At 64.0% G+C, this 25,169-nt stretch carries 26 protein-coding genes and 1 tRNA gene; 14 read left to right on the plus strand and 13 right to left on the minus strand.

What is annotated here, in order from left to right:
* Positions 1-34 precede the first annotated feature (34 nt).
* Both ispH and HUX88_RS23780 read right to left on the minus strand, forming a co-directional pair.
* Positions 35-997, minus strand: a complete 963-nt coding sequence (ispH, locus tag HUX88_RS23775) for a 4-hydroxy-3-methylbut-2-enyl diphosphate reductase (protein WP_176363367.1) — start codon at positions 995-997, stop codon at positions 35-37.
* Positions 998-1,004: 7 nt separating this feature from the next.
* Positions 1,005-1,460: a peptidylprolyl isomerase gene (locus HUX88_RS23780; protein WP_117011722.1), complete on the minus strand. Its 456-nt coding sequence runs from the start codon at positions 1,458-1,460 to the stop codon at positions 1,005-1,007.
* Positions 1,461-1,550: 90 nt separating this feature from the next.
* On the opposite strand from HUX88_RS23780, the gene radC reads away from it, so the two are divergent.
* From radC to rpmG, 3 genes are all read left to right on the plus strand, one after another.
* Positions 1,551-2,225 carry a DNA repair protein RadC gene (gene radC, locus HUX88_RS23785; RefSeq protein WP_117011723.1) on the plus strand — a complete coding sequence of 225 codons (675 nt, stop codon included), beginning with the start codon at positions 1,551-1,553 and terminating at the stop codon, positions 2,223-2,225.
* Positions 2,226-2,386: 161 nt separating this feature from the next.
* Positions 2,387-2,623: a 50S ribosomal protein L28 gene (gene rpmB, locus HUX88_RS23790; RefSeq protein ID WP_008451488.1), complete on the plus strand. Its 237-nt coding sequence runs from the start codon at positions 2,387-2,389 to the stop codon at positions 2,621-2,623.
* A 13-nt stretch (positions 2,624-2,636) separates the two neighbouring features.
* Positions 2,637-2,804, plus strand: a complete 168-nt coding sequence (gene rpmG / locus HUX88_RS23795) for a 50S ribosomal protein L33 (protein ID WP_008451489.1) — start codon at positions 2,637-2,639, stop codon at positions 2,802-2,804.
* Positions 2,805-2,862: 58 nt separating this feature from the next.
* On the opposite strand, the gene HUX88_RS23800 is transcribed toward rpmG, so the two are convergent.
* The 6 genes from HUX88_RS23800 to HUX88_RS23825 form a co-directional block, all read right to left on the minus strand.
* Positions 2,863-3,372: a hypothetical protein gene (locus HUX88_RS23800; protein WP_117011724.1), complete on the minus strand. Its 510-nt coding sequence runs from the start codon at positions 3,370-3,372 to the stop codon at positions 2,863-2,865.
* A gap of 63 nt (positions 3,373-3,435) precedes the next feature.
* Positions 3,436-4,638, minus strand: coding sequence for a fatty acid desaturase (locus HUX88_RS23805; RefSeq protein WP_117011725.1), 1,203 nt, complete (start codon positions 4,636-4,638; stop codon positions 3,436-3,438).
* Positions 4,639-4,749: 111 nt separating this feature from the next.
* The gene (locus HUX88_RS23810; protein WP_117011726.1) at positions 4,750-6,129 is read right to left on the minus strand and encodes a mechanosensitive ion channel family protein; all 1,380 of its coding nucleotides are present in this window, start codon (positions 6,127-6,129) and stop codon (positions 4,750-4,752) included.
* An 85-nt stretch (positions 6,130-6,214) separates the two neighbouring features.
* Complete coding sequence (locus HUX88_RS23815) at positions 6,215-7,519, minus strand: RsmB/NOP family class I SAM-dependent RNA methyltransferase (protein WP_176363368.1); 1,305 nt, start codon at positions 7,517-7,519, stop codon at positions 6,215-6,217.
* A 21-nt stretch (positions 7,520-7,540) separates the two neighbouring features.
* The gene (purN, locus tag HUX88_RS23820) at positions 7,541-8,152 is read right to left on the minus strand and encodes a phosphoribosylglycinamide formyltransferase (RefSeq protein ID WP_176363369.1); all 612 of its coding nucleotides are present in this window, start codon (positions 8,150-8,152) and stop codon (positions 7,541-7,543) included.
* A 124-nt stretch (positions 8,153-8,276) separates the two neighbouring features.
* Positions 8,277-8,675: a barstar family protein gene (locus HUX88_RS23825; protein ID WP_117011729.1), complete on the minus strand. Its 399-nt coding sequence runs from the start codon at positions 8,673-8,675 to the stop codon at positions 8,277-8,279.
* 446 nt (positions 8,676-9,121) lie between these two features.
* On the opposite strand from HUX88_RS23825, the gene HUX88_RS23830 reads away from it, so the two are divergent.
* The 5 genes from HUX88_RS23830 (at position 9,122) to HUX88_RS23850 (ending at position 13,752) form a co-directional block, all read left to right on the plus strand.
* On the plus strand, positions 9,122-9,646 hold the full coding sequence (locus HUX88_RS23830) for a glycine zipper 2TM domain-containing protein (RefSeq protein ID WP_176363370.1): 525 nt from the start codon (positions 9,122-9,124) through the stop codon (positions 9,644-9,646).
* 118 nt (positions 9,647-9,764) lie between these two features.
* A complete protein-coding gene (locus HUX88_RS23835) occupies positions 9,765-10,541 on the plus strand; it encodes a spermidine synthase (protein ID WP_176363371.1) in 777 nt (258 codons plus the stop codon).
* Between the two features lie 63 nt (positions 10,542-10,604).
* Complete coding sequence (locus HUX88_RS23840; protein WP_176363372.1) at positions 10,605-12,419, plus strand: GspE/PulE family protein; 1,815 nt, start codon at positions 10,605-10,607, stop codon at positions 12,417-12,419.
* Between the two features lie 72 nt (positions 12,420-12,491).
* Positions 12,492-12,567, plus strand: a tRNA-Lys gene (locus tag HUX88_RS23845).
* A 156-nt stretch (positions 12,568-12,723) separates the two neighbouring features.
* On the plus strand, positions 12,724-13,752 hold the full coding sequence (locus HUX88_RS23850; RefSeq protein WP_147330339.1) for a hypothetical protein: 1,029 nt from the start codon (positions 12,724-12,726) through the stop codon (positions 13,750-13,752).
* 30 nt (positions 13,753-13,782) lie between these two features.
* Here HUX88_RS23850 and HUX88_RS23855 read toward each other — a convergent pair whose 3' ends face one another.
* A complete protein-coding gene (locus HUX88_RS23855; RefSeq protein WP_176363373.1) occupies positions 13,783-14,676 on the minus strand; it encodes an NmrA family NAD(P)-binding protein in 894 nt (297 codons plus the stop codon).
* Positions 14,677-14,738: 62 nt separating this feature from the next.
* On the opposite strand from HUX88_RS23855, the gene HUX88_RS23860 reads away from it, so the two are divergent.
* Complete coding sequence (locus HUX88_RS23860) at positions 14,739-15,668, plus strand: LysR family transcriptional regulator (protein ID WP_229213034.1); 930 nt, start codon at positions 14,739-14,741, stop codon at positions 15,666-15,668.
* A gap of 14 nt (positions 15,669-15,682) precedes the next feature.
* Here HUX88_RS23860 and HUX88_RS23865 read toward each other — a convergent pair whose 3' ends face one another.
* Together HUX88_RS23865 and HUX88_RS23870 are read right to left on the minus strand one after the other, a co-directional pair.
* Positions 15,683-16,480 carry an ABC transporter substrate-binding protein gene (locus tag HUX88_RS23865; RefSeq protein ID WP_176363374.1) on the minus strand — a complete coding sequence of 266 codons (798 nt, stop codon included), beginning with the start codon at positions 16,478-16,480 and terminating at the stop codon, positions 15,683-15,685.
* Between the two features lie 88 nt (positions 16,481-16,568).
* The gene (locus HUX88_RS23870; RefSeq protein ID WP_176363375.1) at positions 16,569-17,735 is read right to left on the minus strand and encodes a citrate synthase family protein; all 1,167 of its coding nucleotides are present in this window, start codon (positions 17,733-17,735) and stop codon (positions 16,569-16,571) included.
* A gap of 70 nt (positions 17,736-17,805) precedes the next feature.
* Between HUX88_RS23870 and HUX88_RS23875 the strand changes: the two genes are divergently transcribed.
* The 4 genes from HUX88_RS23875 (at position 17,806) to HUX88_RS23890 (ending at position 20,929) form a co-directional block, all read left to right on the plus strand.
* A complete protein-coding gene (locus HUX88_RS23875) occupies positions 17,806-19,014 on the plus strand; it encodes an MFS transporter (protein WP_176363376.1) in 1,209 nt (402 codons plus the stop codon).
* A complete protein-coding gene (locus HUX88_RS23880) occupies positions 19,011-19,529 on the plus strand; it encodes a GNAT family N-acetyltransferase (RefSeq protein WP_176363377.1) in 519 nt (172 codons plus the stop codon). The genes HUX88_RS23875 and HUX88_RS23880 overlap by 4 nt, the downstream gene beginning before the upstream one ends.
* Positions 19,530-19,596: 67 nt before the next feature.
* Positions 19,597-20,376, plus strand: a complete 780-nt coding sequence (locus HUX88_RS23885; RefSeq protein WP_176363378.1) for an ABC transporter substrate-binding protein — start codon at positions 19,597-19,599, stop codon at positions 20,374-20,376.
* Between the two features lies 1 nt (position 20,377).
* Positions 20,378-20,929 (plus strand): hypothetical protein, encoded by a 552-nt coding sequence (locus tag HUX88_RS23890; protein WP_176363379.1) that lies wholly within the window; start codon positions 20,378-20,380, stop codon positions 20,927-20,929.
* Here the strand turns inward: HUX88_RS23890 and HUX88_RS23895 are convergent.
* Positions 20,867-21,472, minus strand: coding sequence for a hypothetical protein (locus tag HUX88_RS23895; protein ID WP_176363380.1), 606 nt, complete (start codon positions 21,470-21,472; stop codon positions 20,867-20,869). The genes HUX88_RS23890 and HUX88_RS23895 overlap by 63 nt on opposite strands.
* Positions 21,473-21,486: 14 nt before the next feature.
* Positions 21,487-24,180 carry a hypothetical protein gene (locus tag HUX88_RS23900; protein ID WP_176363381.1) on the minus strand — a complete coding sequence of 898 codons (2,694 nt, stop codon included), beginning with the start codon at positions 24,178-24,180 and terminating at the stop codon, positions 21,487-21,489.
* A 217-nt stretch (positions 24,181-24,397) separates the two neighbouring features.
* On the opposite strand from HUX88_RS23900, the gene HUX88_RS23905 reads away from it, so the two are divergent.
* Positions 24,398-25,165, plus strand: a complete 768-nt coding sequence (locus HUX88_RS23905; protein ID WP_229219506.1) for an ABC transporter substrate-binding protein — start codon at positions 24,398-24,400, stop codon at positions 25,163-25,165.
* The last annotated feature ends 4 nt before the right edge of the window (positions 25,166-25,169 follow it).

Raw genomic sequence — 25,169 nt, forward strand, 5'->3', positions numbered from 1 at the left:
CACGGAATTTAATTCCGTTTCATCCAAAAACTGGTTAAACCGCGCCCCCGTTCGGTATGGCTTTTTGTCCATCCAGGCCCTTGGGCAGGGGGAAAGTGACCGCTTCCTGCACGCCGTCGAGCGTACGCACGCTGCGTGCGCCCAGTTCCTTGAGGCGATCAATGACGGCTTGCACCAGCACCTCGGGCGCCGATGCACCAGCGGTGACACCCACGCGCACCTTGCCGTCCAGCCAGAGCGGATCGATCTGCGTGGCGTTGTCGACCATGTAGGCGGGCGTGCCCTTCTTTTCCGCCACTTCGCGCAGGCGGTTGGAATTCGAACTGTTCGGGCTGCCGACCACGATCAACAACTCGACTTGCGGCGCCATGAACTTCACCGCTTCCTGGCGGTTGGTGGTGGCGTAGCAGATATCGCCCTTCTTCGGTTCGATGATCGCCGGATACTTGCGCTTGAGCGCTTCGATGATGTCGGCGGTGTCGTCCACCGACAAGGTAGTCTGGGAGACATACGCCAGTTGCTCGGGCTTGGTGACGTTCAGCTTGTCCACGTCGGCCACGGTCTCGACCAAGTACATGCCCTCTTCCGTCTGGCCCATGGTGCCTTCGACTTCCGGGTGGCCGTCATGGCCGATCATGATGATCTCGCAGCCCTGCTTGCGCATCTTGGCCACTTCCACGTGCACCTTGGTCACCAGCGGGCAGGTCGCGTCGAAGATGCTCAGGCCGCGCGATTCCGCTTCCGCCCGCACCGCCTTGGACACGCCGTGCGCCGAGAACACCAGCGTATTGCCGGCCGGAACGTCGTCCAGGTCCTCGATGAAGATGGCGCCCTTGTTGCGCAGGTCTTCCACCACATAGGCGTTGTGGACGATCTCGTGGCGCACATAGATGGGCGCGCCGAACTGGGTCAGCGCGCGCTCGACGATTTCAATGGCGCGGTCGACGCCGGCGCAAAAGCCGCGCGGCTGGGCCAACAGGATTTCTTTATCGCTCATGACTTCCTCACAGCACGGAAATGAGTTGGACTTCGAATTTCAGCGGCTGGCCGGCCAGCGGGTGGTTGAAGTCGAACAGGCAGGTTTCGTCGCCCAGCTCGCGCAGGATGCCGGCGAAGCGGCCGCCGCCCGGCGCGGCGAAGTCGACCAGGTCGCCCACTTTATAGTCGGCGCCCGGCATCGAGTTCTCGTCCAGCGTGGCGCGGGTGACTTCGCGCACCAGTTCCGGGTTGCGCGGGCCGAAGCCGACGCCCGGTTCCAGGTCGAAGGTCTGGTGCGTGCCTTCGGGCAGGCCGATCAACAGTTCCTCGAGCACCGGCGCCAGCTGGCCCTGGCCCAGCATCAGCGTGGCGGGATTTCCGCTGAAGGTTGTAACGATATCAGTACCGTCCAGCGAGGCGAGACGATAATGCAGTGTTAAGTAAGCCGATTTGGTGACGACAGCAGGTTGCGCGTTAGACATGACGTGGGATTCGGTGAGCTGGCAAAGGCTCTATTGTAAGCCACCTTGCCTGCCGCGCCTGTCGTCTGTGCCGATTTGCGGAGGATATCGATGACAATAAACGAATGGCCGCTGGAGCGCCGCCCGCGCGAGCGGCTGATCCGCGACGGCGCCGGGGCGCTGTCGGACGCCGAGTTGCTGGCGGTTTTCCTGCGCACCGGCGTGCCGGGCAAGGATGCGGTGCAGCTCGGCCAGGAAATGTTGCACCATTTCGGCTCGCTGCAGGGGATGTTCGGCGCCAGCCTGCCGGAGTTTTCCGCGCTACGCGGGCTGGGCTCGGCCAAGTTCGCCCAGTTGCAAGCGGTGATGGAACTGGCGCGGCGCGCCATCCTGGAGGAAATCAAGGCCGGACATACGCTGAACTCTCCGCGCGCTGTGAAGGAATACCTGCGCATCACCTTCAGCGGCAAGGACTTCGAATCGTTCTACGTGCTCTTCCTTGATGTAAAGAACCGCCTGATCGAATCGCGGGAAATGTTTCGCGGCACCCTGACGCACACCAGCGTCTACCCGCGCGAGGTGGTCAAGGCGGCGCTGGCCTGCAACGCGGCCAGCATCATGCTGGCGCACAACCATCCATCGGGCACGCCCGAGCCCAGCGAATCGGACCTGCTGCTGACGCGGGCGCTGGTGCAGGCCATGGCGCTGGTCGACATCCGCATCCTCGACCATTTTGTGGTGGCCGGCCACCAAGTTCATTCATTTGCCGAGCACGGCCAGCTATGAGTTTACCCCTATGGGTTCAAGGGTTTACGAGCGAATTCACAATTGTTAAATTTTTTTAGATATTCGAGACACAATTGTTTTTCACAAGTCATTGAAAAAGCTGAGTTTTTTGGATATACTCTTGTTTTTCCAATTGTGGAATGTCTTTTAAGGAGTGCGTTATGGCACGTGTTTGCCAAGTTACTGGGAAGAAGCCGATGGTCGGCAACAATGTTTCCCACGCAAACAACAAAACCAAACGTCGTTTCCTGCCTAACCTGCAGAACCGTCGTATTTTTGTTGAATCTGAAAACCGCTGGGTCTCCCTGCGTCTGTCCAACGCTGGTCTGCGCGTAATCGACAAAGTCGGCATCGATGCCGTACTGGCCGACATGCGCGCCCGTGGCGAAAAAGTCTAATTAGGGAGCTACCATGGCAAAAACTGGCCGCGACAAAATCAAACTGGAATCGACCGCAGGTACGGGTTTCTTCTACACCACCACCAAGAACAAGCGTACTACGCCAGCTAAAATGGAGATCATGAAGTTCGATCCTAAAGCTCGCAAGCACGTCATGTTCAAAGAAACCAAGATCAAGTAATCCGATCTTCGCTTCTCGCAAAAAAGCCGCTCAGCATCAGCTCAGCGGCTTTTTTCTTTTACAGGCAACCTTCGATGTATTGCACTTCCTTCCAGGCGCCGGCGTAGATTGCGCCGACCTTGCCCTTGCTGGTGTCGAAGCGGATCGCATATTGGCCGCCGCCGGCTTTGACGGTCAGGGTCTGCTCGCTGTCGTCGTAGGCCTGCGGCGCCGACGTCACCGCCTCGCCATACACCTGGCGTATCTTTTCCACCGGGTCGCCCAGGCCGATGCCACGCTCGGATAAGATGCCCTCCTCCATCACGTCCACCCGCTTCAGCACGTCGCCGACAAACATCAGCAGCAAACCGGGCTGGCGCGCCGGCTCCAGCTGGAAGCAATTCGGCGAGCCGCGCAACGCTTTCGGCGTGCGTTCCATGTGATCGCCCAGCACTTTATTGACGGCATCGAAACGCATGCCGATCTTCAACGGCCCGGCGCCGTCGAAGCGCACGGTCCAGTCGGCGGCGTGCGCGCCGCACAGCGGCAAGGCCAGCATCAGGGCCGCCAGATAAGTTCGCAATCGCATATTGCTCCTTGAATGAAAAACGGCCCCGAAGATTCGGGGCCGTTCAATTGTATCAATACTTTCTTATGCGTAGCTGCGCAGGCGGAGCGAGAAATCCTGCAGCGACTTGATGCCCGACGCTTCCGCGCGGTTGCACCAGTCTTGCAGCTTGTGCAGCAGTTGGTCGCGGGTGAAATGCGAACGCTCCCAGATCACACCCAGTTCCACGCGCATATTGTGCATTGTTTCCAACGCCTTGCTGTGCTGGAACAATTCCACCAGCTGTTGCTGTTGCGGCGCTTCCAGCTTACCCGGCTCGCGCTGCAGCAGCTTGCGCGACGACTTCAGGAAGCGCGCTTCCAGCTGGGCCTTGTCCTTCAGGTGTTCCAGCTCTTCCTTCCAGGCATGCTTGACCGACTTGGCGTACTTGGCCATCACGTCGTAACGGTTGGCGATCACCGATTGCAGCGTGTCGAAGTCGGCTTCCACTTTGCCTTTGGCGAACTTCGGCTCCGGCGCGCGCTTCTTGACCTTGGCCAGGCCCATCATTTCCAGCGCGCGGATATAGCCCCAGCCGATATCGAACTCATACCACTTCGACGACAGCTTGGCCGAGGTGGCGAAGGTGTGGTGGTTGTTGTGCAATTCTTCGCCGCCGATCAGGATGCCGAGCGGGATGATGTTGGTGGCGGCGTCGGCGCAATCGTAGTTGCGGTAGCCCCAGTAGTGGCCGATGCCGTTGATGATGCCGGCCGCCGTCACGGGGATCCACATCATCTGCACGGCCCACACGGTGATGCCGATCACGCCGAACAGGATGACGTTGATCACCAGCAGCGCAGCCACGCCCTGCCAGCTGAAGCGCGTGTACAGGTTGCGCTCGATCCAGTCGGTCGGCGTGCCATGGCCATACTTCTCCATGGTTTCCAGGTTCTTCGATTCAGCGCGATACAGCTCGGCGCCTTGCCAGAACACCTTCTTGATGCCGCGGGTGACCGGGCTGTGCGGATCTTCCTCGGTGTCGCATTTGGCGTGGTGCTTGCGGTGGATCGCCGCCCATTCCTTGGTCACTTGGCCGGTGGTCAGCCACAGCCAGAACCGGAAGAAATGGCTAGGTATGGCGTGCAGCTCCAGCGCGCGGTGCGCCTGGTGGCGGTGCAGGTAAATGGTGACGCTGGCGATGGTGATGTGCGTGACCACCAGCGTATAGAAAAATACTTGCCATGCGGTGAGTCGGGTGACGCCGTTGGCCAAAAAATCCAGTACATCGTATAAACTAAAAATCATTACTACTCCAAAGTGGGCGTGTCTCGCTGTACGGTCGTTCCGACAATATTGCGTTTCCAACAGGCGCAGGAAGTCCGTCAGTATTACTCTTGGGCTTCATTGTACGCTGAATTAAACGTGATTTGCGGAAGGATTTCCGTCAGTCACTGCCGTTTTCTTCGGCACGGTCGTGCTTTCCGGGGCGGTAAATTGCTCCGGCACGGGGCCGAGAATACGCATCTCCCGTTGCGGGAATGGGACGGAGATATTGTTCTCCTTGAGCGCGCGCCAGATCGCGCGGTTGACGTCCGAGGTCACGCCGCCACGGCCGTTCTGCGGATCGTTGATCCAGAAGCCCAGCTGCAGATCCAGCCCGTCCGCGCCAAAGCTCAGCAGCTGCGCCGACGGCAGCTTCTCTTCCTTCAACACGCGGTCCACGGTCAGCGCGGCTTCCTCCAGCAGCTTGAGCACCTTGTCGACATCGGTATCGTAGGCCACCGACACCTTGGTCGAAATCCACAACATGCTGCTCGACAGCGACGAGTTCTGCACCGCGCCCGACACCAGCATCTCGTTCGGCACGATCGACTCCACGCCGTCCAGGCCCTGCAGCACCGTGTAGCGCGTGTTGATTTGCGTCACACGACCGCTGTATTTATCGACCGTGATCATGTCGCCGATGGTCAGGCTGCGGTCCAGCAGGATGACGAAGCCGGACACATAGTTGCTGGCGATCTTCTGCAAGCCCAAGCCCAGGCCGACGCCGAGCGCGCCGCCGAACACCGACAACACGGTCAGGTCGATGCCCACCAGCGACAGGCTCATCAGCACCGCCACCAGGATCAACAACGCGCGCGCCGTGCGCGCCACCACCACGCGCAGATTGGTGTGCATGCCCTGCACTTTCATCAGCTGTTCTTCGAGCGCCGCGCCGGCCCACAGCGCCAGCATCAGCAGCACGATCACCGAAACGGTCGCCTGCAGGATGTCGGCCAGCGACACCTTGTACTTACCCAGCGGCAGGATGGTGTCGTCCATGAAGTCGAACACCTCCTGGTACAGGCCGGTGATATACAGCACGAAGGCCAGCCACACCAGCAGCTGGAACACCTTCTCGAACGCCAGCATGGTGGCGCTGATCTGGCCGTGGCGCGCAAACACGCGGCGCAGCAGGTAGACGGCAAAGCGGATCACGACCAGCGATCCGAAGATGGGCAGCGCCACCTTGATCAGGTTCACGTGGAATTGATACTTGGCCAGCGCCACGCGCGACAGCGCCAGCAGGCAGACCACGGCCAGCGGCGCCATCACGCGGCCGAAACTCTCCACGCCGAAGCCCAGCACGCCGCTCTGCACTTCCTGGCGGCCAAATCGTTTCTTCAGCAGCCGCGCCAGCCCCCAGCCCAGGATCACGGAACCGACGATGGCGGCGAGTTGCCACAATCGGCTGGGGTCTTGCAGGTCGCCGGTCAGGTCGTCGATCAGATTGAGCAGGGGCTGTTGTTGTGTCATAGGAGCTGGATGCGAAGGCTAAGGTGTGTAGATTAACGTAAAAAAGGCCGGAACCCCGGCCTTTTGCGATGAGACGTGCGGCCGATTACTCGTCGGCGGCTTCCTCTTCATCCTTGACGACGGCCTTCTTGACCATCGGCTTGCGCTCGAACACGGCGGCGAAGAAGCCGTCGGTCTGGTGCTTGTGCGGCAGCAGCTTCAGGTAGTCGCCCATCTCCAGCTCGATACGCTGCTCGGCCAGCACCTTGCTCATCGGCACCAGATCGAAATCGGGATGGGTGTCCAGGAACTGCTTGGCGATGAAGTCGTTCTCGTCGTCCAGGAAGCTGCAAGTGGCGTAGACCAGGCGGCCGCCGCCCTTCAGCAGGCGGGCCGCGCCGTCCAGGATGGCGGCCTGCTTGACCTGCAGTTCGCCGATCGCGCTCGGCTGCTGGCGCCATTTGACGTCCGGGTTGCGGCGCAGGGTGCCCAGGCCCGAGCACGGCGCATCGACCAGCACGCGGTCGATCTTGCCAGCCAGACGCTTGATCTTGGCGTCGCGCTCGTGCGCGATCTGCACCGGATGCACATTCGACAGGCCGCTGCGCGCCAGGCGCGGCTTCAGCTTGGCCAGGCGCTTCTCCGACACGTCGAAGGCGTACAGGCGGCCGGTGTTGCGCATGGTCGCGCCCAGGGCCAGCGTCTTGCCGCCGGCGCCGGCGCAGAAGTCCACCACCATCTCGCCGCGCTTGGCGCCGACGATGGCCGACAGGATCTGGCTGCCCTCGTCTTGTACCTCGATATGGCCTTCCTTGAACAGCGGCAGGTTCTGCAGCGCCGGCTTTTGCAGCACGCGCAGGCCCAGCGGCGCGAACGGGGTCGGCGTGCTGCGGATCGGCGCTTCCAGCAGCTTGGCGGCCACTTCCTCGCGGGTGGCCTTCATGGCGTTCACGCGCAAGTCCAGCGGCGCCGGCGAATTCATGCCGTCGGCCAGCGCCAGCGTCTCTTCCTCGCCCATCTGTTCGACCAGCTTGTCGAACAGCCACTTCGGCATGTTCGAGCGGCTGGACTTGTGCATCACCTTGCGGTCGATCTGCAGGATGCGCTCGACCCAGGACACCTCGTCCTCGGTCAGCCCGCCCAGCGACTCGACGCCGACCGCGTCCGCCATGCCCAACAGGGTCAGGCGGCGCATGGTGGCGCCGCCGCCCGCCTCGGAGAAATCGGTATAAAACGATTTATTGCGCAGCACGTTGTAGATGCACTCGGCGATGGCGCCGCGCTCACGGCCGCCCAGGCGATGGTGGTCTTTGAAATAGCGCGACAGGGTGGTGTCGGCCGGCGCGGCAAAGCGCAAAATCTCGCGCAACACTTCTTCGGCGTTGGCGAGTATCGCTGGTGGCAATCTCATGGAAATCCTTGGTTAGTTTTTTTACTTTGTGTGGTCCACGTGGACCGCGCCCTGCGCTATCGTCAACCTGTCTTCGACAAACCAGCGTATCGCCCGCGGATAAATCACATGCTCCTGCTGCAGCACGCGGGCGGACAGGGTTTCGACCGTATCGTCGGGCAACACGGGCACGGCGGCTTGCGCCACCATCGGCCCGTGATCGAGTTCGGCCGTCACGAAATGCACCGTCGCGCCATGCTCCGCCACGCCGGCGGCCAGCGCCTGCGCGTGGGTCGCCAGGCCGGGGAACAGCGGCAGCAGCGAAGGATGGATGTTGAGCATGCGGCCGGCGTAATGCGCGACAAACTGCTCCGTCAAAATCCGCATGAAGCCGGCCAGCACCACCAGATCGGGCTGGAAGCCGTCGACCACGGTTTGCAGGGCGGCGTCGAACTCGGCGCGGCTGGCGTAATCCTTGTTGGCCACGACGGCCGTCGGAATCCCGTGTCCGGCAGCGAACGCCAGCCCGGAGGCGTCGGCGCGGTTGCTGATGACGGCGGCAATCCGGGCGGGCCAGCGCTCGGCCTGCGCCGCGCGGACCACCGCTTCCATATTGCTGCCGCGACCGGAAATCAGGATGACGATGTTTTTCATAGGCCGACATTGTACCTTGTTCAGGCAGTCGGGACTACAACTGAACAAGATTTGTTGCAATGCAGCAGGGCAGCTTCGGGCGCAGCACGCCCGCTCCTACGCTGGCGCGGGAGGGGGTGCGGGCTTACTCGAAGGAGTAAAATACCCGGAACGGGACTTTCTTGTCGGCCCAGTAATCGGCAGCGTCGCGGAAGACATCCAGCAGGGTTTCCCGTGCTTCCTTGTCAAATTTCTGGGTATTGGGCAATTGCTCCAGCACCACCAGGAAACCCTCCTGGGTGCCGGCGCCGGCCATGGTTTCGGTCAATGTCGTCCGCAAACCATCGAAATTCTTGCCTATACCCTTGGGGAACAGGAACGACTCGGCAATGATGCCCAGGACTTGCTGCTTGGTCGCGCCGGCGATGCAGTGCGCGTACAGGAAGTGATGTCCGAGGCGGGCCGCTTCCTCCTGCAGTTCGACCACGCGGAAGGCGCGGATCGATTGCACGAGGTTGGGCGGCACGGTCATTAGCAAACTCATGTTTCCCTCAATCTGACCTGGTATGTACGGTGTGTCCACTTTACTGTCGAGCGTGCCTATTTTGTGAATTAAAGAGTAAATAATTTGAGCACCTGTCCACTTTACACGGCAAACTGGTCTGCGTTCGCCATGGCTGATTCAATATGTTTCTCGAATCCCATACGCATATTAGGGTAACGTGTTGTTCCTCCCAGATCAATACGAATGTGATGGCTCACGCAATATTTGTTAAAAACAGAACATTTTATCGGGGTTTTAGGGGTCAAATCGGCACATTTCCCTCTCGGACCCGCAGCACGGCCATTTGTGATCGCTGTTACAATTTGTTGCCACAGATACTTGATTAGCACTAGTTATGGCCAGGCGGCGGGATTACCATACCTACCATGCCATATCAGAATCCCTGACATGCCAACCCAGACATTCCAACTGAAACGAGGTACCAAATGAACTTGCAAGCCAAACTGATCGCATCCGTACTGTGCGTAGGCGCCCTGCCCTTCGCCGCTCAAGCTCAAGCTGCCGATTTCGAAGATTTCGGCCGGGTCGTTCGCGTGACCCCGCAAGTGGAGCAGATCAACCGTCCGCGCCAGGAATGCCGCACCGAATACGTGCAGGTCCAGCAACCCGCGCCGCAGCGCGGCGTCGGCGGCGCCATCATCGGCGGCCTGATCGGTGGTCTGTCCGGTAACCAGGTCGGCGGCGGCACCGGCCGCTCGGTCGCGACCGCGGCGGGCGCCATCGCCGGCGCCGTCGTCGGCGACCGCGTCGACAACGCCAACACGCCCAACAGCGGCGGCGTGCAGGAACAGCAAGTGAAACAGTGCCGCACCGTCGACCACTGGGAATCGCGCACCTCCGGCTACGAAGTCACCTACGACTATCGCGGCCGCAACTACACCAGCGTGATGTCCTACGATCCGGGCGAGCGCGTGCGCCTGCGCGTGGTCGTCGAGCCGATGCAGCGTTAATCCCCCGCCTCTCCCCCAGCACTGCCGGTCCGATGACCGGCAGTGTCGTTTTCAGGCTTGCTTTGCCGCAAGGCATCGCGGGATAATGCGGGTTCACCTCCTGTCGCCCGCCTCCCCCATGTTGATCAAACGAAAATCCATCGAAAAAGAAGAATCCTCCCGTCCGGCCCGCAAGCCCAAATATGCACCGGTGACACTGTCGGAGCAGGACGGCGTGCGCTACCTGCACTTCGGCACGGAATGGGTGCAGGGCGCGATGCGCATCCGCAAGCCGAACTGGCCGGAACTGGAATACGCGCAACAGATGATGGCGTGGATGCTGTGGCTGGACCAGCCGGCGCAGATCGCCCAGCTGGGCCTGGGCACGGCCACGCTGACCAAGTTCTGCTACGTCACCTTCCCCGAGGCGGCCGTCACCGCCGTCGAGCTCAACCCGTCGGTGATCGCGATCTGCGCCTCGATGTTCAAGCTGCCGGACAACGACGAGCGCCTGCGCGTGGTGGAGATGGACGCGCTCGACTACGTCAACGACGAAGCCAACGCCGACCTGCTGGACGTACTGCAGGTGGACCTGTATGACGCCACCGCGCGCGGCCCGGTGCTCGACAGCGCCGAGTTCTACCAGTCCTGCAACGCCTGCCTGGTCGACGACGGCATCATGACGGTCAACCTGTTCGGCGACCATCCGAGCTACGCGCGCAACATCAAGGCGATGAATTTCGCGTTCGAGCAAGTCATTTGCCTGCCGCCGGTACATGATGGTAACGTGGTGGCGATCGCCTTCAAGCGCAAGCGCGCCATCGACCTGGAAGCGCTGGCGGCGCGCGCGGCCCAGATCGCCGCCGACACCAAGCTGCCGGCCAAGACCTGGGTCAAGGGCCTTGCAACGAAGTAAGCGAAGCAATCGAAGGTAATGCGGCGGCGGGCCGTTCCGCTGCCAACTTTTGAAAGTGGCACGATGTCCGCAACGTCCGCAACTACCGTCACGCCGCCCGCCAAAGCTGGGCCTCTCGATCTGCAGCAGATCTACTCCTGGCTGCTGGCCGACGGCATGATACGCAAGGCCGAGGTCAAGGAACTGTACGCGCACAGCCAGGGCATTCTGAAGAACGCCGTCGGCCCGATGCACCCGCTGTGCGCGGTGGCGCATGGCAAGCTGCTGTCGGCGCAGCCGCCGCACAAGCTGCTCACGCTGGACGCGCTGTGCGAATGGCTGGCCGCGCGCACCGGCCTGGCCTTCACCCGCATCGACCCGCTGAAGATCGACTTCACCCGCGTGGCCGACGTGATGTCGGCCAGCTACGCGGCGCGCTTCAACATCCTGCCGCTGGAGATCAGCGGCGACACGCTGGTGGTGGCCACCGCCGATCCCTACGCGGTCGAGTGGGAGGCGGAGATCGCCAAGATCTCGCGCCGCACGATACGCCGCGTGATCGCCAACCCGCTCGACATCGCGCAGTACATCACGCAATTCTTCAGCCTGGCCAAGTCGATCAAGAAAGCCAACAAATCCAACACCAACGATCTCGCGCTGCGCAACAACTTCGAGCAACTGGTCGAGATGGGCAAGACCAACAAGCAGGTCGACGCCAACGACCAGCACGTGATCAACATCGTCGACTGGCTGTGGCAGTACGCCTTCGAACAGCGTGCCTCGGACATCCACCTGGAGCCCAAGCGCGACATGGCGGCGATCCGCTTCCGCATCGACGGCGTGCTGCACCAGGTGTACCAGGTGCCGGCGGTGGTGATGATCGCGATGACCGCGCGCATCAAGCTGCTGGGGCGCATGGACGTGATCGAGAAGCGCCGCCCGCAGGACGGCCGCATCAAGACCCGCACCGCCGGCGGCCAGGAAATCGAATTGCGCCTGTCGACGCTGCCGACCGCCTTCGGCGAAAAGCTGGTGATGCGTATCTTCGATCCCGAAGTGGTGGTGAAGACCCTGCCGGAACTGGGCTTCCCGCCCGACGACGCGCAGCGCTGGGACGCGCTGACCGCGCGTCCGCACGGCATCATCCTGGTGACCGGGCCGACCGGCTCCGGCAAGACCACCACGCTGTACACCACGCTCAAGGCGCTGGCCACGTCGGAGGTCAACGTCTGCACGGTGGAGGACCCGATCGAGATGGTGGAACCGGCGTTCAACCAGATGCAGGTGCAGCCGGGGATCGAGCTGTCCTTCGCCGACGGCGTGCGCGCGCTGATGCGGCAGGACCCGGACATCATCATGGTCGGCGAGATCCGCGACCTGGCCACCGCCGAGATGGCGATCCAGGCCGCGCTGACCGGCCACCTGGTGCTGTCGACGCTGCACACCAACGACGCGCCGTCGGCCGTGATGCGGCTGCTGGAACTGGGCGTGCCCTACTACCTGCTGGAGGCGACGCTGATCGGCATCATGGCGCAGCGCCTGGTACGCACGCTGTGCAGCGAGTGCAAGAAGCCGGACGGCGAACTGAGCGACGACATCTGGCACAGCATCGGCGGGGCCTGGGACTTGCCCAAGCCGGCCACCGTGTACCGCCCGGTGGGCTGTCCCGAATGCCGGCAGACCGGCTATCGCGGCCGCACCGGCATCTACGAGCTGCTGACGGTGACGGAAGGCTTCAGCGAGATGGTGCGCGAGGAGACCGACATCCAGGCGCTGCGCCGCCAGAGCGTGGCCGACGGCATGAAGCCGCTGCGCATCGCCGGCGCGATGAAGGTGCAGGAGGGCGTGACCACCGCCGACGAAGTGCTGAAGGTGACGGCGGCACTGGGCATGAAATAAGAAGCAGCTAAATTGTTTTCACAAAACCCTTTGCAGTTTGCGGCAGGCTGTATATAATACGGCCTCTTTCGGGGGTCGTTAGCTCAGCTGGTAGAGCAGCGGACTTTTAATCCGTTGGTCGCAGGTTCGAATCCCGCACGGCCTACCACCGAATTCAGTAGCAGCAATTGAGGCTTACCCGCTCCGGCGCGTAGGCCTTTTTTGTTTTCCCACACTGAACGCCATAACCATTCCGGTAATATCGTCGTCACCACAGCGCCGTTCCCATCCGGCGCAAGTCAACGCCAAACGACGCCGAGAGAAAATGAAAACACGCGCTTACCTGGAGCAGTCCGGCATGGCCATGGTATCTGCCTACGCCATCGCGAAGGAACGTGATCTATTCCATCGAGGCGACCCGACTGGAAAAATCTACTACAGTCTGCACTCACCGGGACGTCGTGAACCAATGTCGCACGTCTACAGACGAGGTACAGCCCCTCACTTTAAGTTCATTAATCCCGCCGATGAACACGTCAGCGGTCCAGGGGAATCCCTTGAACACCTGCTGTTCAAGGAGGCTGTGTCCTCAATAAGCGGGACGACCTTAAAGCTGGGGAAGATGGGCGATCACAGGGTGACAGTTATCCACAGCGAAGTAGAGAAAGAGATCAAACATACAGGCGCTCCCCGGCGTGCAGATGTCTACCTGCGCTTTGAAAGCCAAACCGCGCTCGGATTCAAATGGGGCAACGAGGTCTACATCGAAATCAGACACACGCACGCAGTGGAAAAGGAAAAACTCGATATAGTGAAGCAACTGCGGCTACCAATGGTAGAAGTTACAATCCATCCAAACATTCTCTACGAATATACGGGAGAGCAGACTACCGATGAACGTGAAGCCGCCTATGTCAAGCGCATCAAGAATATGCTTGAGGGAGCCACTGGCTTTCTCGCCTGTGAAGTACTTAACAATCCAAGTACAGCCCCTTACCTGGAGATGGAACTATCGCATACTCAAAAAAAACTCACCTTAGCTGAAGGGGAGCGCCTCGCCGCAGAAAAAAATCACTCAGATTTATCTATTGAAACCAATCGGTTGACACAAGAACTTCGTATAACGTCTCAAAACCTGGCAGTGGCTAGGGACCATGCCAACGCCTGCATGATCAGCACCAATGAGGCCGCCGCTAAAAATCAGCAGTTACTCCAACAACTGAAGCAAAATAATCTGGAGCTTGAAAGTTATCGAGCTTCCCAAAATAGATGGCTGGTCGATGCGCGCATCGTTTGTGGCTGTCTCATCGGCGTCGCCCTGCTCCTGTATCTCTACTATCAACTGACCGGCTGAAAATCCAGCGCGCGCAGGCCTTTTTTGCGTCTATTTCATCGCGGCGCCTTTGATGACTTGTGCCAGCGACGTCGTACCCGCCCATCCGATCGCGAAAGAATCGCTCCCCATGTCGATATGCGCGCTATTGAGGCCTCGCGTCATCTCGGTAAAACCGGCAAGTGCGACCGCCGAGAAACCAGCGCCCGCCAGTGCCTGCGGCCACTCCGCTTCCGGCAGCACCGCCACGTCGACAGGCTTGTCCAGCATGGACGAAAGAATGGCGGCGACATCGTTCGGCGCGTAGTCCCGCGGTCCCGCGAGATTGACGACACGGGTCCCTTTCCATTCATCCTGCAACAAAGCCGCCGCCGCGCTGCCCACGTCCGCAGTCGCCACCATTGACAGGCGGCGCTGCGCCGGCGCCAGGAACGTCGGCAGCGTGCCAGTGCGCAGCGCATGTCCAACCATCGGCATCCAATTCTCCATGAAGTAGGCCGCGCGCAGGAAGACGGTGGCGATACCTGCATCCGCCAGCCGCTGCTCGAACATGCGGTTCATCGCGATCCATCCCGTTCCGATTTCGCGGTCGGCGCCCACCGAGGACAGGGCCACCAGCCTGGGCACGTTCGCCGCGACCGCTGCGCGGGCCGTGGTCCCGGCAATCAGGTCGGCCAGCTCGAACAGGTCTTCGCGGTTGTAGTGCTGGGGGCTGACGACGTAGGCGCCCTGAACCCGCGTGAGCGCCCTGGTCATCGAGGCCAGGTCTGTCAGGTCGGCCAGCGCGACCTCCGCGCCCCGTTCGGCCCAGACGCGGCCCTTGGCCGGATCGCGCACCACGACGCGCACGGATTGGCCGGCGCGCAACAGCGTATCGGCGGCAGCGGCGCCGGTACGGCCGGTCACGCCGAAGACAACGTAAGGAAGGGGGATGGAAGCAGTCATACAAAAATCTCCTTTAAAGACGAACCCGAAGGGTGCATGATTGCGCGACATGCATCAATGACATGAAAGACATAGCGAATATGCGCCAAGTGGATTTCTCTACGATCGACCTCAATCTGTTAAAGCTGTTCGAAGCGCTCGTCCGCGAGCGCAGCGTCACCCAGGCGGGCCTGCGCCTGGGCTTGAGCCAGCCGGCCGCCAGCCGCGCGCTGGGACGGCTGCGCACCATGCTGGGAGATCGCCTGCTGGTTCGCGGCAAGCTCGGACTGGAACTGACACCGCGCGGTGAGGCGCTGGCAGGTCCCGTCTCCAGGCTGCTGGACGATGCGAGAGGCATCGTCTCGCCCGCCGTCTTCGATCCCGCCTCCGCGACGGGGCGGATCACGATCGCCGCGCACGATCATCTGAGCTTGCTGGTCCTTGCCGGTTTGATGGAGCGCTTCGAACGATATGCGCCGGCGCTCAGTCTCCATATCGCACAACCCGTCGGAGACAACGTGCGGCTTGTCGAGCAGGGAACGGCCGATCTGGCGCTGGGCATCTTCAACGCGCTGCCCGGCAGTCTGTATCGGCGCGGCCTTTACACCGACAGCATGGTGTGCGTGGTGAGAGCCGGCCATCCCTGCGCAGAAGGAGGATTGAGCCTGGAGCGCTATCTGGCCCTGCGTCACGTTGCCGTGACCATTTCCGGCGTGGGCGAGAGCGCGGTCGACGTCGCCCTCTCGACATCAGGACTCACCCGTCACGTCGCGCTGCGCGTGCCGCACTTTCTGGCCGGTGCGATGCTGGTGGCCGACAGCGACATGATCCTCACATTGCCCAGCCGTTTGGCGCGCCGGCTTGCGGAGAGGCTTCCGCTCGCGCTCCTGGATTTGCCGCTGGACGTCGCGCCCCTGGTGCCGGCCATGATCTGGCACGAGCGCTTCCACGGCGATCCCGCCCATGCCTGGGCGAGGCAACAATTACTCGAGGTAGTGGCATCGCCTGGCTAAGCTCATCATCAACATCAGGGCCGCGCCGCGCCCATGTATTGAGAAACGATCGCATCGTAGGCGCCGTTGGCGCGAATGATCTTCAGCCCCGCATTGAAGGCGTCGCGCACGCGCGCATCGCGAAACACCGCCTTGCGCGGACTGTCCGGAAAAATCCTGTGAAAGGTCACCGCCTTCGTGGCATCGATCTGCGGGTCGAGCTTATTGCTGAAGTAGCGAAAAATCAAACGGTCCCCCACCACCACGTCGACCCTTCCGGTAAAGAGCAGCTTGTTTTGTGTGATCTGGGATGGCACCTCCCTGTAATCCGGATGGCCGCTCACGGTCAAGCGATAACGCTCGCCCAGCACCATGCTGGCGTTCTGGAATGCCACCACCGAATAGCCGGACAAGTCCTCGATCTGCCGAAGCGTCAAGCGCCGGCTGGTGAGCGTGGTCGCGACGTTTTGATAAACGATGTAAGGGTCGGTGAAAAAATCATGGCCGCCGATCCCTTCCGTCGTCGACAACATGCCGTCGAGCTGGCCGGCGCGCAACATCGCCAGTGCGCGCGTCTGCGGCAAACTCCGGCCCACCATCTTGTAACCGCCGGCCGCCATGGCCTGCCTGGCAATGTCGTAATCGAGGCCAGCGGTACCCGATTCCATGATGTAGGGTGGCTTGGGCAGCCCCATGCCGACCAACACCTCCGGCATGGCCGACGCTTGGGCACACGCATCGAAGCCCAGCGCGCCAGCGACAGCAAGCATGAACGACAAGAATCGCCATTCGCCCGGTTGCACTCGCAACTGTGGGGCACGCTGGAATGACATTTGGCCTCCCCAAAAAATGGACGGTGCAGGAATCAATTACCTTACACCAAGCAAAACGAAATGCATACTCCCAGGCCGGGTAAAAAATCTATACCACCTGGTACGTGCCGACGTAGCGCGCACGCGGGCGTATCATGCTGCCGTTGGCGATCTGCTCGGCGGCGTGCGCGATCCAGCCGGCCGAACGGGCGAGCGCGAACAAAATCTCTCCGGCCGCCGGCGGCCAGCCGCAGACCACGCTCATGGCCGCCAGCGCGAAGTCGGCGTTGGACGGCATGCCCAGACGCGTGGCGACGCGCTCGCCGATCGCCAGCGCACCGCCGGCTTGCGGCCACGCCGACATGCGCGCCAACAGGCAAGCGCCGCGTGGATCGCCTTGCGGGTACAGCGGATGCGAGAAGCCGACCACGCTAGGGTCGCGTCCATCGAACCAGGCGTCGACGTTGTCCGATGCGAGCGCCGTTTCCAGCATGGCGCGGATCATGGTGCTGCCGGCGCCGTGCTGGGGACCCGACAACGCGGCCAGGCCGGCACTGAGCGTGGCCGCCTGCCCGGCGCCGGTCGACGCGACACAGCGCACGGTGAAGGCGGAGGCGTTCAATTCATGATCGGCCAGCAGCACCAGCGCCGCGCGTATCCATTCGGTTTGCGCGGCGTCGGCTTGCCATGCCTGCGCCACTTGCAGGTGCAGCGGCTGCATCGACGGTGCGCGCTTCAGCAGCAACGCGGCCAGCACGCGCATCAACGCGGCGCCGGCGACGAAGTCGTTGCGCGCGGAGAGCGACTGCGCGCACACGGGCAGCATGCACATCGCCGCTTCCAACGGCGGCATGGATCGCGTGCTGTCGATGGCCGCCGCGACGCCTGCCGCGAACGGCGCGTGCGCGGCGTCGGCGAAGTAGTCGATGCCATTGTCGTCCCACAGCAGGCAGGCCACCTGCTCCAGCGTGGCGCCGTCGGCCAGCGCCAGCACGTCGTGGCCGCGATAATGCAGGCGGCCGTCGGCGATGCCGGAGATGCGCGTCTCCAGCACCGGCGTACCCCAGTTCATCGCGGCGGCAACCTTGTGCCCTCCGCGCTTGCCGTCTGCCTTGCGCGCGGCCAGCCGCAGCACCTCGTCGTGCGGATAGCGCTTGCTGCGGTCGGCCAGCGCGCCGCTGGGCGTCAGCATGCCCCGGCTGACGTAGGAGTACAGGGTGGCGAGGCTGACGCCCAAGATGCGCGCCGCCTCGGATGCGGACAAGTCTTTGTTCATCCACGTATTGTAATGTCGATTGCAGGAATCAAGATTGACCCGGCCGCCGGCGCACTTTTAGACTGCCGCCATGCCATCGCCATCCGACACCGCTTCGATCTTCCAGCCGCTGCGCCATGCGCGCTTCCGCCAGCTCTGGATGGCCAACCTGCTGTCCAACCTGGGCAGCCGCATGCAGGCCTTCGCGGCGGCATGGCAGATCGCCTCGCTGTCGCAATCGCCGCAGCTGACGGCGCTGGTGCAGACCGCGACCTGGGCGCCGATGCTGCTGTTCGCGCTGCCCGCCGGCGCGCTGGCCGATACGCTGCACCGGCCCACGCTGCTCTTTCGCAGCAACGCCGTGATGGCGGTGGCGGCCGTCGTGATGGCCTTGCTGGCCTACGGCGGCAGGCAGCCGGTGCCGGCCTTGCTGCTGCTGACCTTTGTGATGGGCGCCGGCATGGCGTTCACGATGCCGGCGTGGCAGGCGTCCATGTCGTCGCTGGTGCCGCCGCACGAGGTCGAATCGGCCGCCACGCTGAACAACCTGAGCTACAACCTGGCGGCGCTGGCCGGCCCGGCGCTGGGTGGCGTGTTGTTCCAGCTGTCCGGCGCGGGACCGCTGTACCTGTTCAACGCCGTGTCCTTCAGCGCGCTGCTGTGGATCTACCGTCAATGGCGGCCGGCCGATGCGACGCGCACTGCGACGCCGGCCACCAGCCACCACGGCATGGCCAGCGCGCTGCGCATCAGCTGCGCCTCGCCGCGCTATCGCTCGCTGCTGCTGTACGCGATCGGGATCTTCTTTGTGTCGGCGGCATTCGCAGCGCTGCTGCCGCTGCTGCATCCCGACGCCGGCACCTACGGCTCGCTGATGGGCGCGCTGGGCGCGGGCGCGGTGGTGGCAGCCGTCGTGCTGCCGGCCGTGCGCCGGCGCGCGGTCAAGCGCCTGGTGCTGGCCGGCGGCCTGGGCGTGTACGGCGCCATGCTGGCGACGCTCGGCCATGCCGCCTCGCAGCCGCTGCGCCTGCTGCTGGTGTTGATCGGCGGCGTGGCGTGGTCCGCCATCGTCACCACGCTCAACGGCGCGGCGCAGAAGGCCTTTCCCGACGCCGTGCGGGCCCGGACGCTGTCGGTGCACATCCTGGCGATTGCCGCCGGCCAGACCGTCGGCAGCGCGGCGTGGGGCATGCTGGCGGCGCGCTGCGGCATCGTCCCGACGCTGACGGCGGCAGGCGCGGCCACGCTGGCCTGCGCGGCGCTGGTGGCCGGCTCAAATGATTTTCTGGAGACCGTATGAACGACATCATCATCCGAACACTGCAAGCCGAGGACGCCGCGCCGCTGCTGCAATTCGAGCTGGAGAACCGGCACTGGTTCGAGCAGCACATCGCGCCGCGCCCCGCGGAGTTCTATACGCCGCAGGGCGTGCGGGACCATATCGGCCAGTACCTGCACGGACACGCGAACGGCACCTGGCATCCCTGCCTGATCCTGGACGGCCAAGGCCGCATCGTCGGCCGCGCCAACCTGAAGGACATCGACCGCCAGGCCGGCAGCGCCGAGGCGGGCTACCGCATCGCCCGCGACCACACGGGACGCGGCCTGGCCACGCGCGCGCTGCAACACCTGCTCGCGCTGGCGGATGGGCAGTGGCGGTTGCGGCAGGTGCTGGCCTACGTCGTCGACGGCAATCCCGCGTCGGCACGCGTGCTGCGAAAATGCGGCTTCGCACAAGAGGCGCGCATGGCCGGCATGGACCGCATCGCCGGAACCCTGCGCAACGGCCGTCAATTTATCCGCCTGCTCCCCTGAGACTTTGGCGCCATACTGGTGTAAGCTTGTCATCAAATAGCGAGCAACGCGATACGGAGACAAGCAGATGGCAGGACAGCACAGCGGATGGAACCGGCTGCTTGGCGCGGCTTGCTGCGCGCTCGGCGTGGCGGCCGCCCTGCCCGCCCAGGCCATCGTGCTGCGCACCGCCGCGCAGGAAGGCACCGAGCCCAAGTTTGTCGCCGATGGCAAGGACGGCGTGACCGGCTTGTGCGTCGACATCCTGCGTGCCGTCGAGCAGATCGAACCCTCGCTGCGCTTCGTCGGCGACCAGCGCTGGAAGCCGCTGATACGCGCCTTCTCGGAACTGGAGACCGGCCAGCAGGACGTGCAGTGCGCCATGCAGCGCACCGCCGAACGCGAGCGGCGCTTCCACTACCTCGGCCCGGCGCTGTACACCATCGAATACCATTTCCTGGCGCGCGCGCAGGACACCGTCAGCATCACCCAGTGGGACGACGTGCGCCGGCTGGCGCCCGACAACATCGTGCTGATCAACCGTGGCTTCGCGGCCGGCGACGTTCTGGCCCGGCTGGGCGGCATCGAGGTGGACGCCAACTCCACCAACCCGCAACTGAATCTGCAAAAGCTGATCGCCGGCCGTGGACGATTGTTTTTCCATCGCGGGCCAGGACTGCAACGGCTGCTGGCGCGCACCGGCACCGTCGACAAGGTACGCATCCTGCCGCAGGTGATGTACAGCGCCAAGCTGTATTTTGTGACCAGCAAAAAGCTGGCGACCTTCATCACCGATCGCCTCGAGCGGGCCTTGTTCCAGCTCGAAAAAAACGGCGAGCTGGAACGGCTGATCCGCAAGTGGGATTGACATGCGGCGCGCCTTGCCGGCCCTGTTGGCCTTGCTGCTGTCGACCACGGCGCATGCCCAGTCCGGCGAACTGACGGTGCCGCTGGCGCCGCAGCAGGCGCAGCAGGCGATCCTGCAGGCGGTGCAGCGCATCCCGGCGCAGCAGGAGGCGCACCGGCGCTACCGCATGGCCCTGCCCTACGGCGCGCCGCTGTTCCCGCCCGACACCGACCTGGCGCTGGCGCCGGCCGGCGCAGCGTTGGCCGCGTGGCTGCGCCTGCCGGCGGAACAGCGCCGCCACGATGTGCTGATCGTTCCCGATGTCGACTACTACTGGAACGCCGAGGGGCGCCGGTTCTCCTGCCAGTTCATCGTGCACGTGCAGGCCGCGGATGGCCGGTCGCGGCTGGCCGTGCTGCAGGTGCGGCCCACGGTCTACGCCGGCAAGTCCTTCAAGCTGCTGGGCCGCACCGGACCCGGCATGTATCTGGACCTGCGGCCCGCCGCGCCGTCAGCCCAGAGCGGCGCGGAACTGCGCGCCTTTCTGGCGTCGGCGCTGCCCCAGCCACAATAACGGCAAGCCCGCCGCCAGCAGCCACAAGGTGCCCGGCAGCGGCACGCCCGTCACCGCCAGCGTGACCGACAGCGGCGCCAGCTGCAGGTCCGACACTTGCAGGAAGGTGCCGCCGGCCAGCGGATCGCCGCTCCACCACTCGCCCGACAGGCTGAAGCTGCCGCTGTCGCTCATGCCAGGCAGGGCGAACGAAAAAATCTGCAAGCCGTACAGCCCAGCGTGCGTGCCCGCATCGAAGGCGACGGTGGCACTCGTGCCCGGCGCCAGCGTCGGGAAGTCGAAGTAGCTGGCGTCCGGCGTGCCGATGCTGAACGAGGTGGCGTTCAGCTGCGTCGGCACGAACCAGTTCAGCGGATCGGTGTTGACCAGCTGGTAGCCCCACCCCACAGTGTCGCCGGGATGGCCGGTCAGCGCGCCGCCGGCCGGCAGCGTGGCGAAGGTGAACACGATGGGCGCGGCCTGCGCGGCCTGCGTCCACGACAAGGAACACAGCAGCGTGTTCAACAGCAGCGCGGCCAGCGCGCAAAAGGATCTGGGTTTCATGGCGGTTGCTCCGGTTATTTCGGGATGACGGATTGGGCCTGCGAGTAGGCGTAGATCACGCCGTTCAGGTCGGTGACGCCGCCATTCTCGATCACGCTGAAGCGCTGCACCGTGGACGGCACGTTGAAGGTCAGCCGCACGGTGAAGAAGCTGCCGACGTCGACGTTCGGCGTGATCATCGGCAGCGCCGGCGACAGCGCGGTGTTGAGCGTGACGGTGCCGGTGCCGGCCAGCGTGCGCAGCGACAGCGAGGACAAGGTCATGTCACGCGCCGTGCCCACGCCGATGTTGGTGAGCCGCACATCGATGCCGATCATGCCGGGCGCCACGGTTTCCTGGCCGACGATGGCGGCGGTGAAGTCGGGCCGTCCCGGCACCTGTGCCGCACCGGTGACGAACACCGTCAGCGATGCGCTGTTGTGCACGGTGGCCACGCTGGTGCTCTGCGCCGACACGGTGATGCTGTCGGAACCGCCGATGCGCGCACCGGCCGGCGGCATGAGCGTGACGGCCACGCTGGCGCTCTCGCCGGTGGCCAGCGTCAGCACGCTGGGCGAGACGCCGGTGATGTAGTGCTGGTCGTCGGTGGCGCTGACGCCGAAGCTGCCGGCCGGGCCGTCGTTGCGCACCCGGTACAGCAGCGTGGTGCTCACGCCGGGGCGCAGGTCCTGGCGCGACGGCGGCGTCACCGACACCGTCTGCGGCTGCACCATCACGCTCACCAGCCGCTGATAGGCGAAGCCGGAACTGTCGGTGCCGGTGGCGTAGGCGACGAAGGCCTCGTTGGGCACGGTCAGCGCGCCGAAGAACTTGCCGCCGTCGGTCTGGTCCTGCTCCAGCGGCAGCGGCGCCAGCAGGTCGAAGTTCTTGCGGCGCAGCTGGAACTGCGGCGCGCTGGCGATGCCGGTCAGCGCGGCGATCGCGTACAGCGACTGGCCCGGTCCCGGTTCGCCGTCGATGGTCAGCAGGCCCTGGTGCGGCGGCTGTGCACCGAAGCGGGCCAGCTTGAAGGAGTTGAACGCCAGGTCGGCCACGCCGTTGACGTTGACGTAGGTCTGGTCGGACGAGCCGCTGATGTCCAGCTTCCAGGCGCCGCGCGGCGGGCTGTCGATGGAGATGATGACGCCGCTCGACAGGCTCAGGTAGCGGGTGGCGTTGGCGGCGGTGATCGCCACGCCGTCCGGCCGCGTCAGCGTGACCACCGGCTGCACGCCCTGCACGGTGCCGCTGACCGACACCGTCAGCCGGCTCATGCTGCTGTCGACCGGCACCTTGTAACTCTTCGCGCTGGCGTAGGTGTCGACCAGCGACAGCAGCTGCACCACGTTGTTGCGCGCCACCAGGTCGGCCAGCTGGGTGACGGTGCCGGCCTCGCCGCCGAACAGGAAGAACACCTGGCCACCGGTCTCGGCCGCCGCCTGCAAAAAGCCCGGCGTCAACGGCGAGCAGCTGCCGAACAGGATGGGATAGATCTTGATGTCCTTGCTCTTGGCCAGGCTGATGACGGCGCCGGCCAGGCCGGCGTCCTTGGCGCTGGCGTCGGTGTACATGAACAGGTCGCCGCCGGGGTCGGCCAACGACAGGCCGTTGTACATGCCGGTCATGGCCAGCTCGGGGCAGTCGCCGCCGCCCGAGGCGCCCAGGCCGCCGATGGCGCCCTTGAACAGGCCGGCGTCGTTGGTGGCGATGGTGGGGCCGGTGAACGGGTCGTTGAACGGCGCCAGCACGTACTGCAGCGGTTCCTCGTCGGTGCCGAGGCGGGCGTCGACGATGCTGGTGGCCGAGGCGCGCACGCCGGCGATGATGCCACCCATGCTGCCGGTGGTGTCGATGGCGAAGGCCAGCGTCGGGCCGGCGCCCAGCAGCGCCTTCAGCTGGGCCGGCGTGATCTCGGCCTTGATGTCCTCGACGAACTGCTGGGTGGCGGCGATGGCGGCCGACGCCGCCGTGTTGTGGTAGCCGCTGTGCGGCGAGATGTCGCAGTACAGCGTGTCCTTGTTGATGCCTTCGCGGAAGTAGCCGAGCGGGTCGCTGGACGGCGAGCTCTTGTCGAGCGGGCCGCCGTGGCTGCACTTGAAGGCGCCCGGCTTGACGCGGTCCTCGCCGCCGTAGTACCCGCTGGTGAGCAGGCTGCCGGTCAGGTTGGACGAGTTGGCGCAGAACAAGCCGGTGTCGGTGAAGCCGGCGCAGGTCGGCGTGGCCGGGCCGGCGAAGGGCAGCGCGCCGGGCCGGCCGACGCCGGGATGGGCGCCGCTGTTGCCCTGCTCGACCCAGTTGCTGTGCGAATAGAAGTCCTGGATGGTGTGCAGCGCGCTGCCGAGGTTGTCGCGCGCGCCGGTGGCGTTGATCGGGTCGCTGCGCAGCGCGTCCAGCACGTTCTGCTTGAGCGTGGCCAGGCGCAGCTGGGCGCCGGCCGCGTTCTCGCCGTCGAAGTGCTTGGCCGAGCTGGTCTGGTCCTCGTCGACCTTGGCGTCGGCCTCGATGATCTGGTCCAGCGCCTTTTGCATCGACGCGGTCAGCTTGGGCACGGCGAAGTAGCGCTTGTCGAGCTCCTCGATGCCGCGCTGGGTGATGTCCTGGTGGGTCAGGCTGCCGGCCGACTTGGACGTGATGAAGCAGACAAAACCGTTCTTGGGACAGAAGGCGTTGCCGGGAACATTGACCAATAACAATAATGAGGCCAATAACAGGGTGGGAGCATTGCGCATACGATATCCTTTCCCATGCGTGGAAGCACCAGTCCGCGCCAAGGCGGACACGCGGCGAGGTGACGCATATATCGTGCCCCGCCCCGCTCCGCCTTTGGAATCAAGCGATTGGCGCGCGCCGGGCGGGCGGCGCGCACTTCACTGTCAAGTTCGCCGACAGGCTTATACTTTCCCTGCCGATCAATTCGACGCCGCCGCGGGAGGACCGATGTTGCCGATGACGAGACCGAGGCCGGCCGCGCTGCTGCTGGCGGCCTGCCTGCTGCTGCCGCCGGCCTCCGGGGCGGAGCCGGTGGTGTTGCGGGTGGCCGCGCAGGAAGGCACGGAGCCCAAGTTCATCGCGGACGGCAAGGATCACATCATCGGCCTGTGCGTGGACATCTTCCGCGCCATCGAGCGCATCGACCCCGGCCTGGTCTTCGTCGGCGACCAGCAGTGGATGCCGCTGATACGCGCCTATCACGAGGTGGCGGTGCAGCAGCGCGACGCGCTGTGCGGCGTGCAGCGCACGGAGGAGCGCGAACAGCGATATGTGTACCTGGATCCGCCGTTGTTCTCCATCCACTACATGCTGCTGGCGCGCACCGGCGACGACGTGGCGATCCGGGACTGGGACGATGTGCGCAAGCTCGGCAAGGACGGCGTGGTGCTGGGCAACCGCGGCTACGCCACCACCGATTTCCTGATCGCGCAGGGCGGCTTGCAGATCGACGCCAGCGCCACCAGTCCGGCCATGAACGTGCAAAAGCTGGTGGCCGGACGCGGCCGCTTCTTCCTGCACCGCGCGCCGGGACTGGCCCGCCTGATCGCCAGCGCCGGCGCCACCGGCAAGGTCAGGATACTGCCGACGGTGATGTCGACCGCGCAGCTGTACATGGTGATGGGCCGGCACATCGATCCGGCTGTGGTGGCGCGCGTGCGCGGCGCGATCGAGCAGATGGAGAGAACAGGCGAGCTGGCCCGCCTGCTGAAGAAGTGGGACTAGCCGC

The organism is Duganella sp. BJB1802 (assembly GCF_013369445.1).
Lineage (GTDB): Bacteria > Pseudomonadota > Gammaproteobacteria > Burkholderiales > Burkholderiaceae_D > Rugamonas > Rugamonas vulcania_A.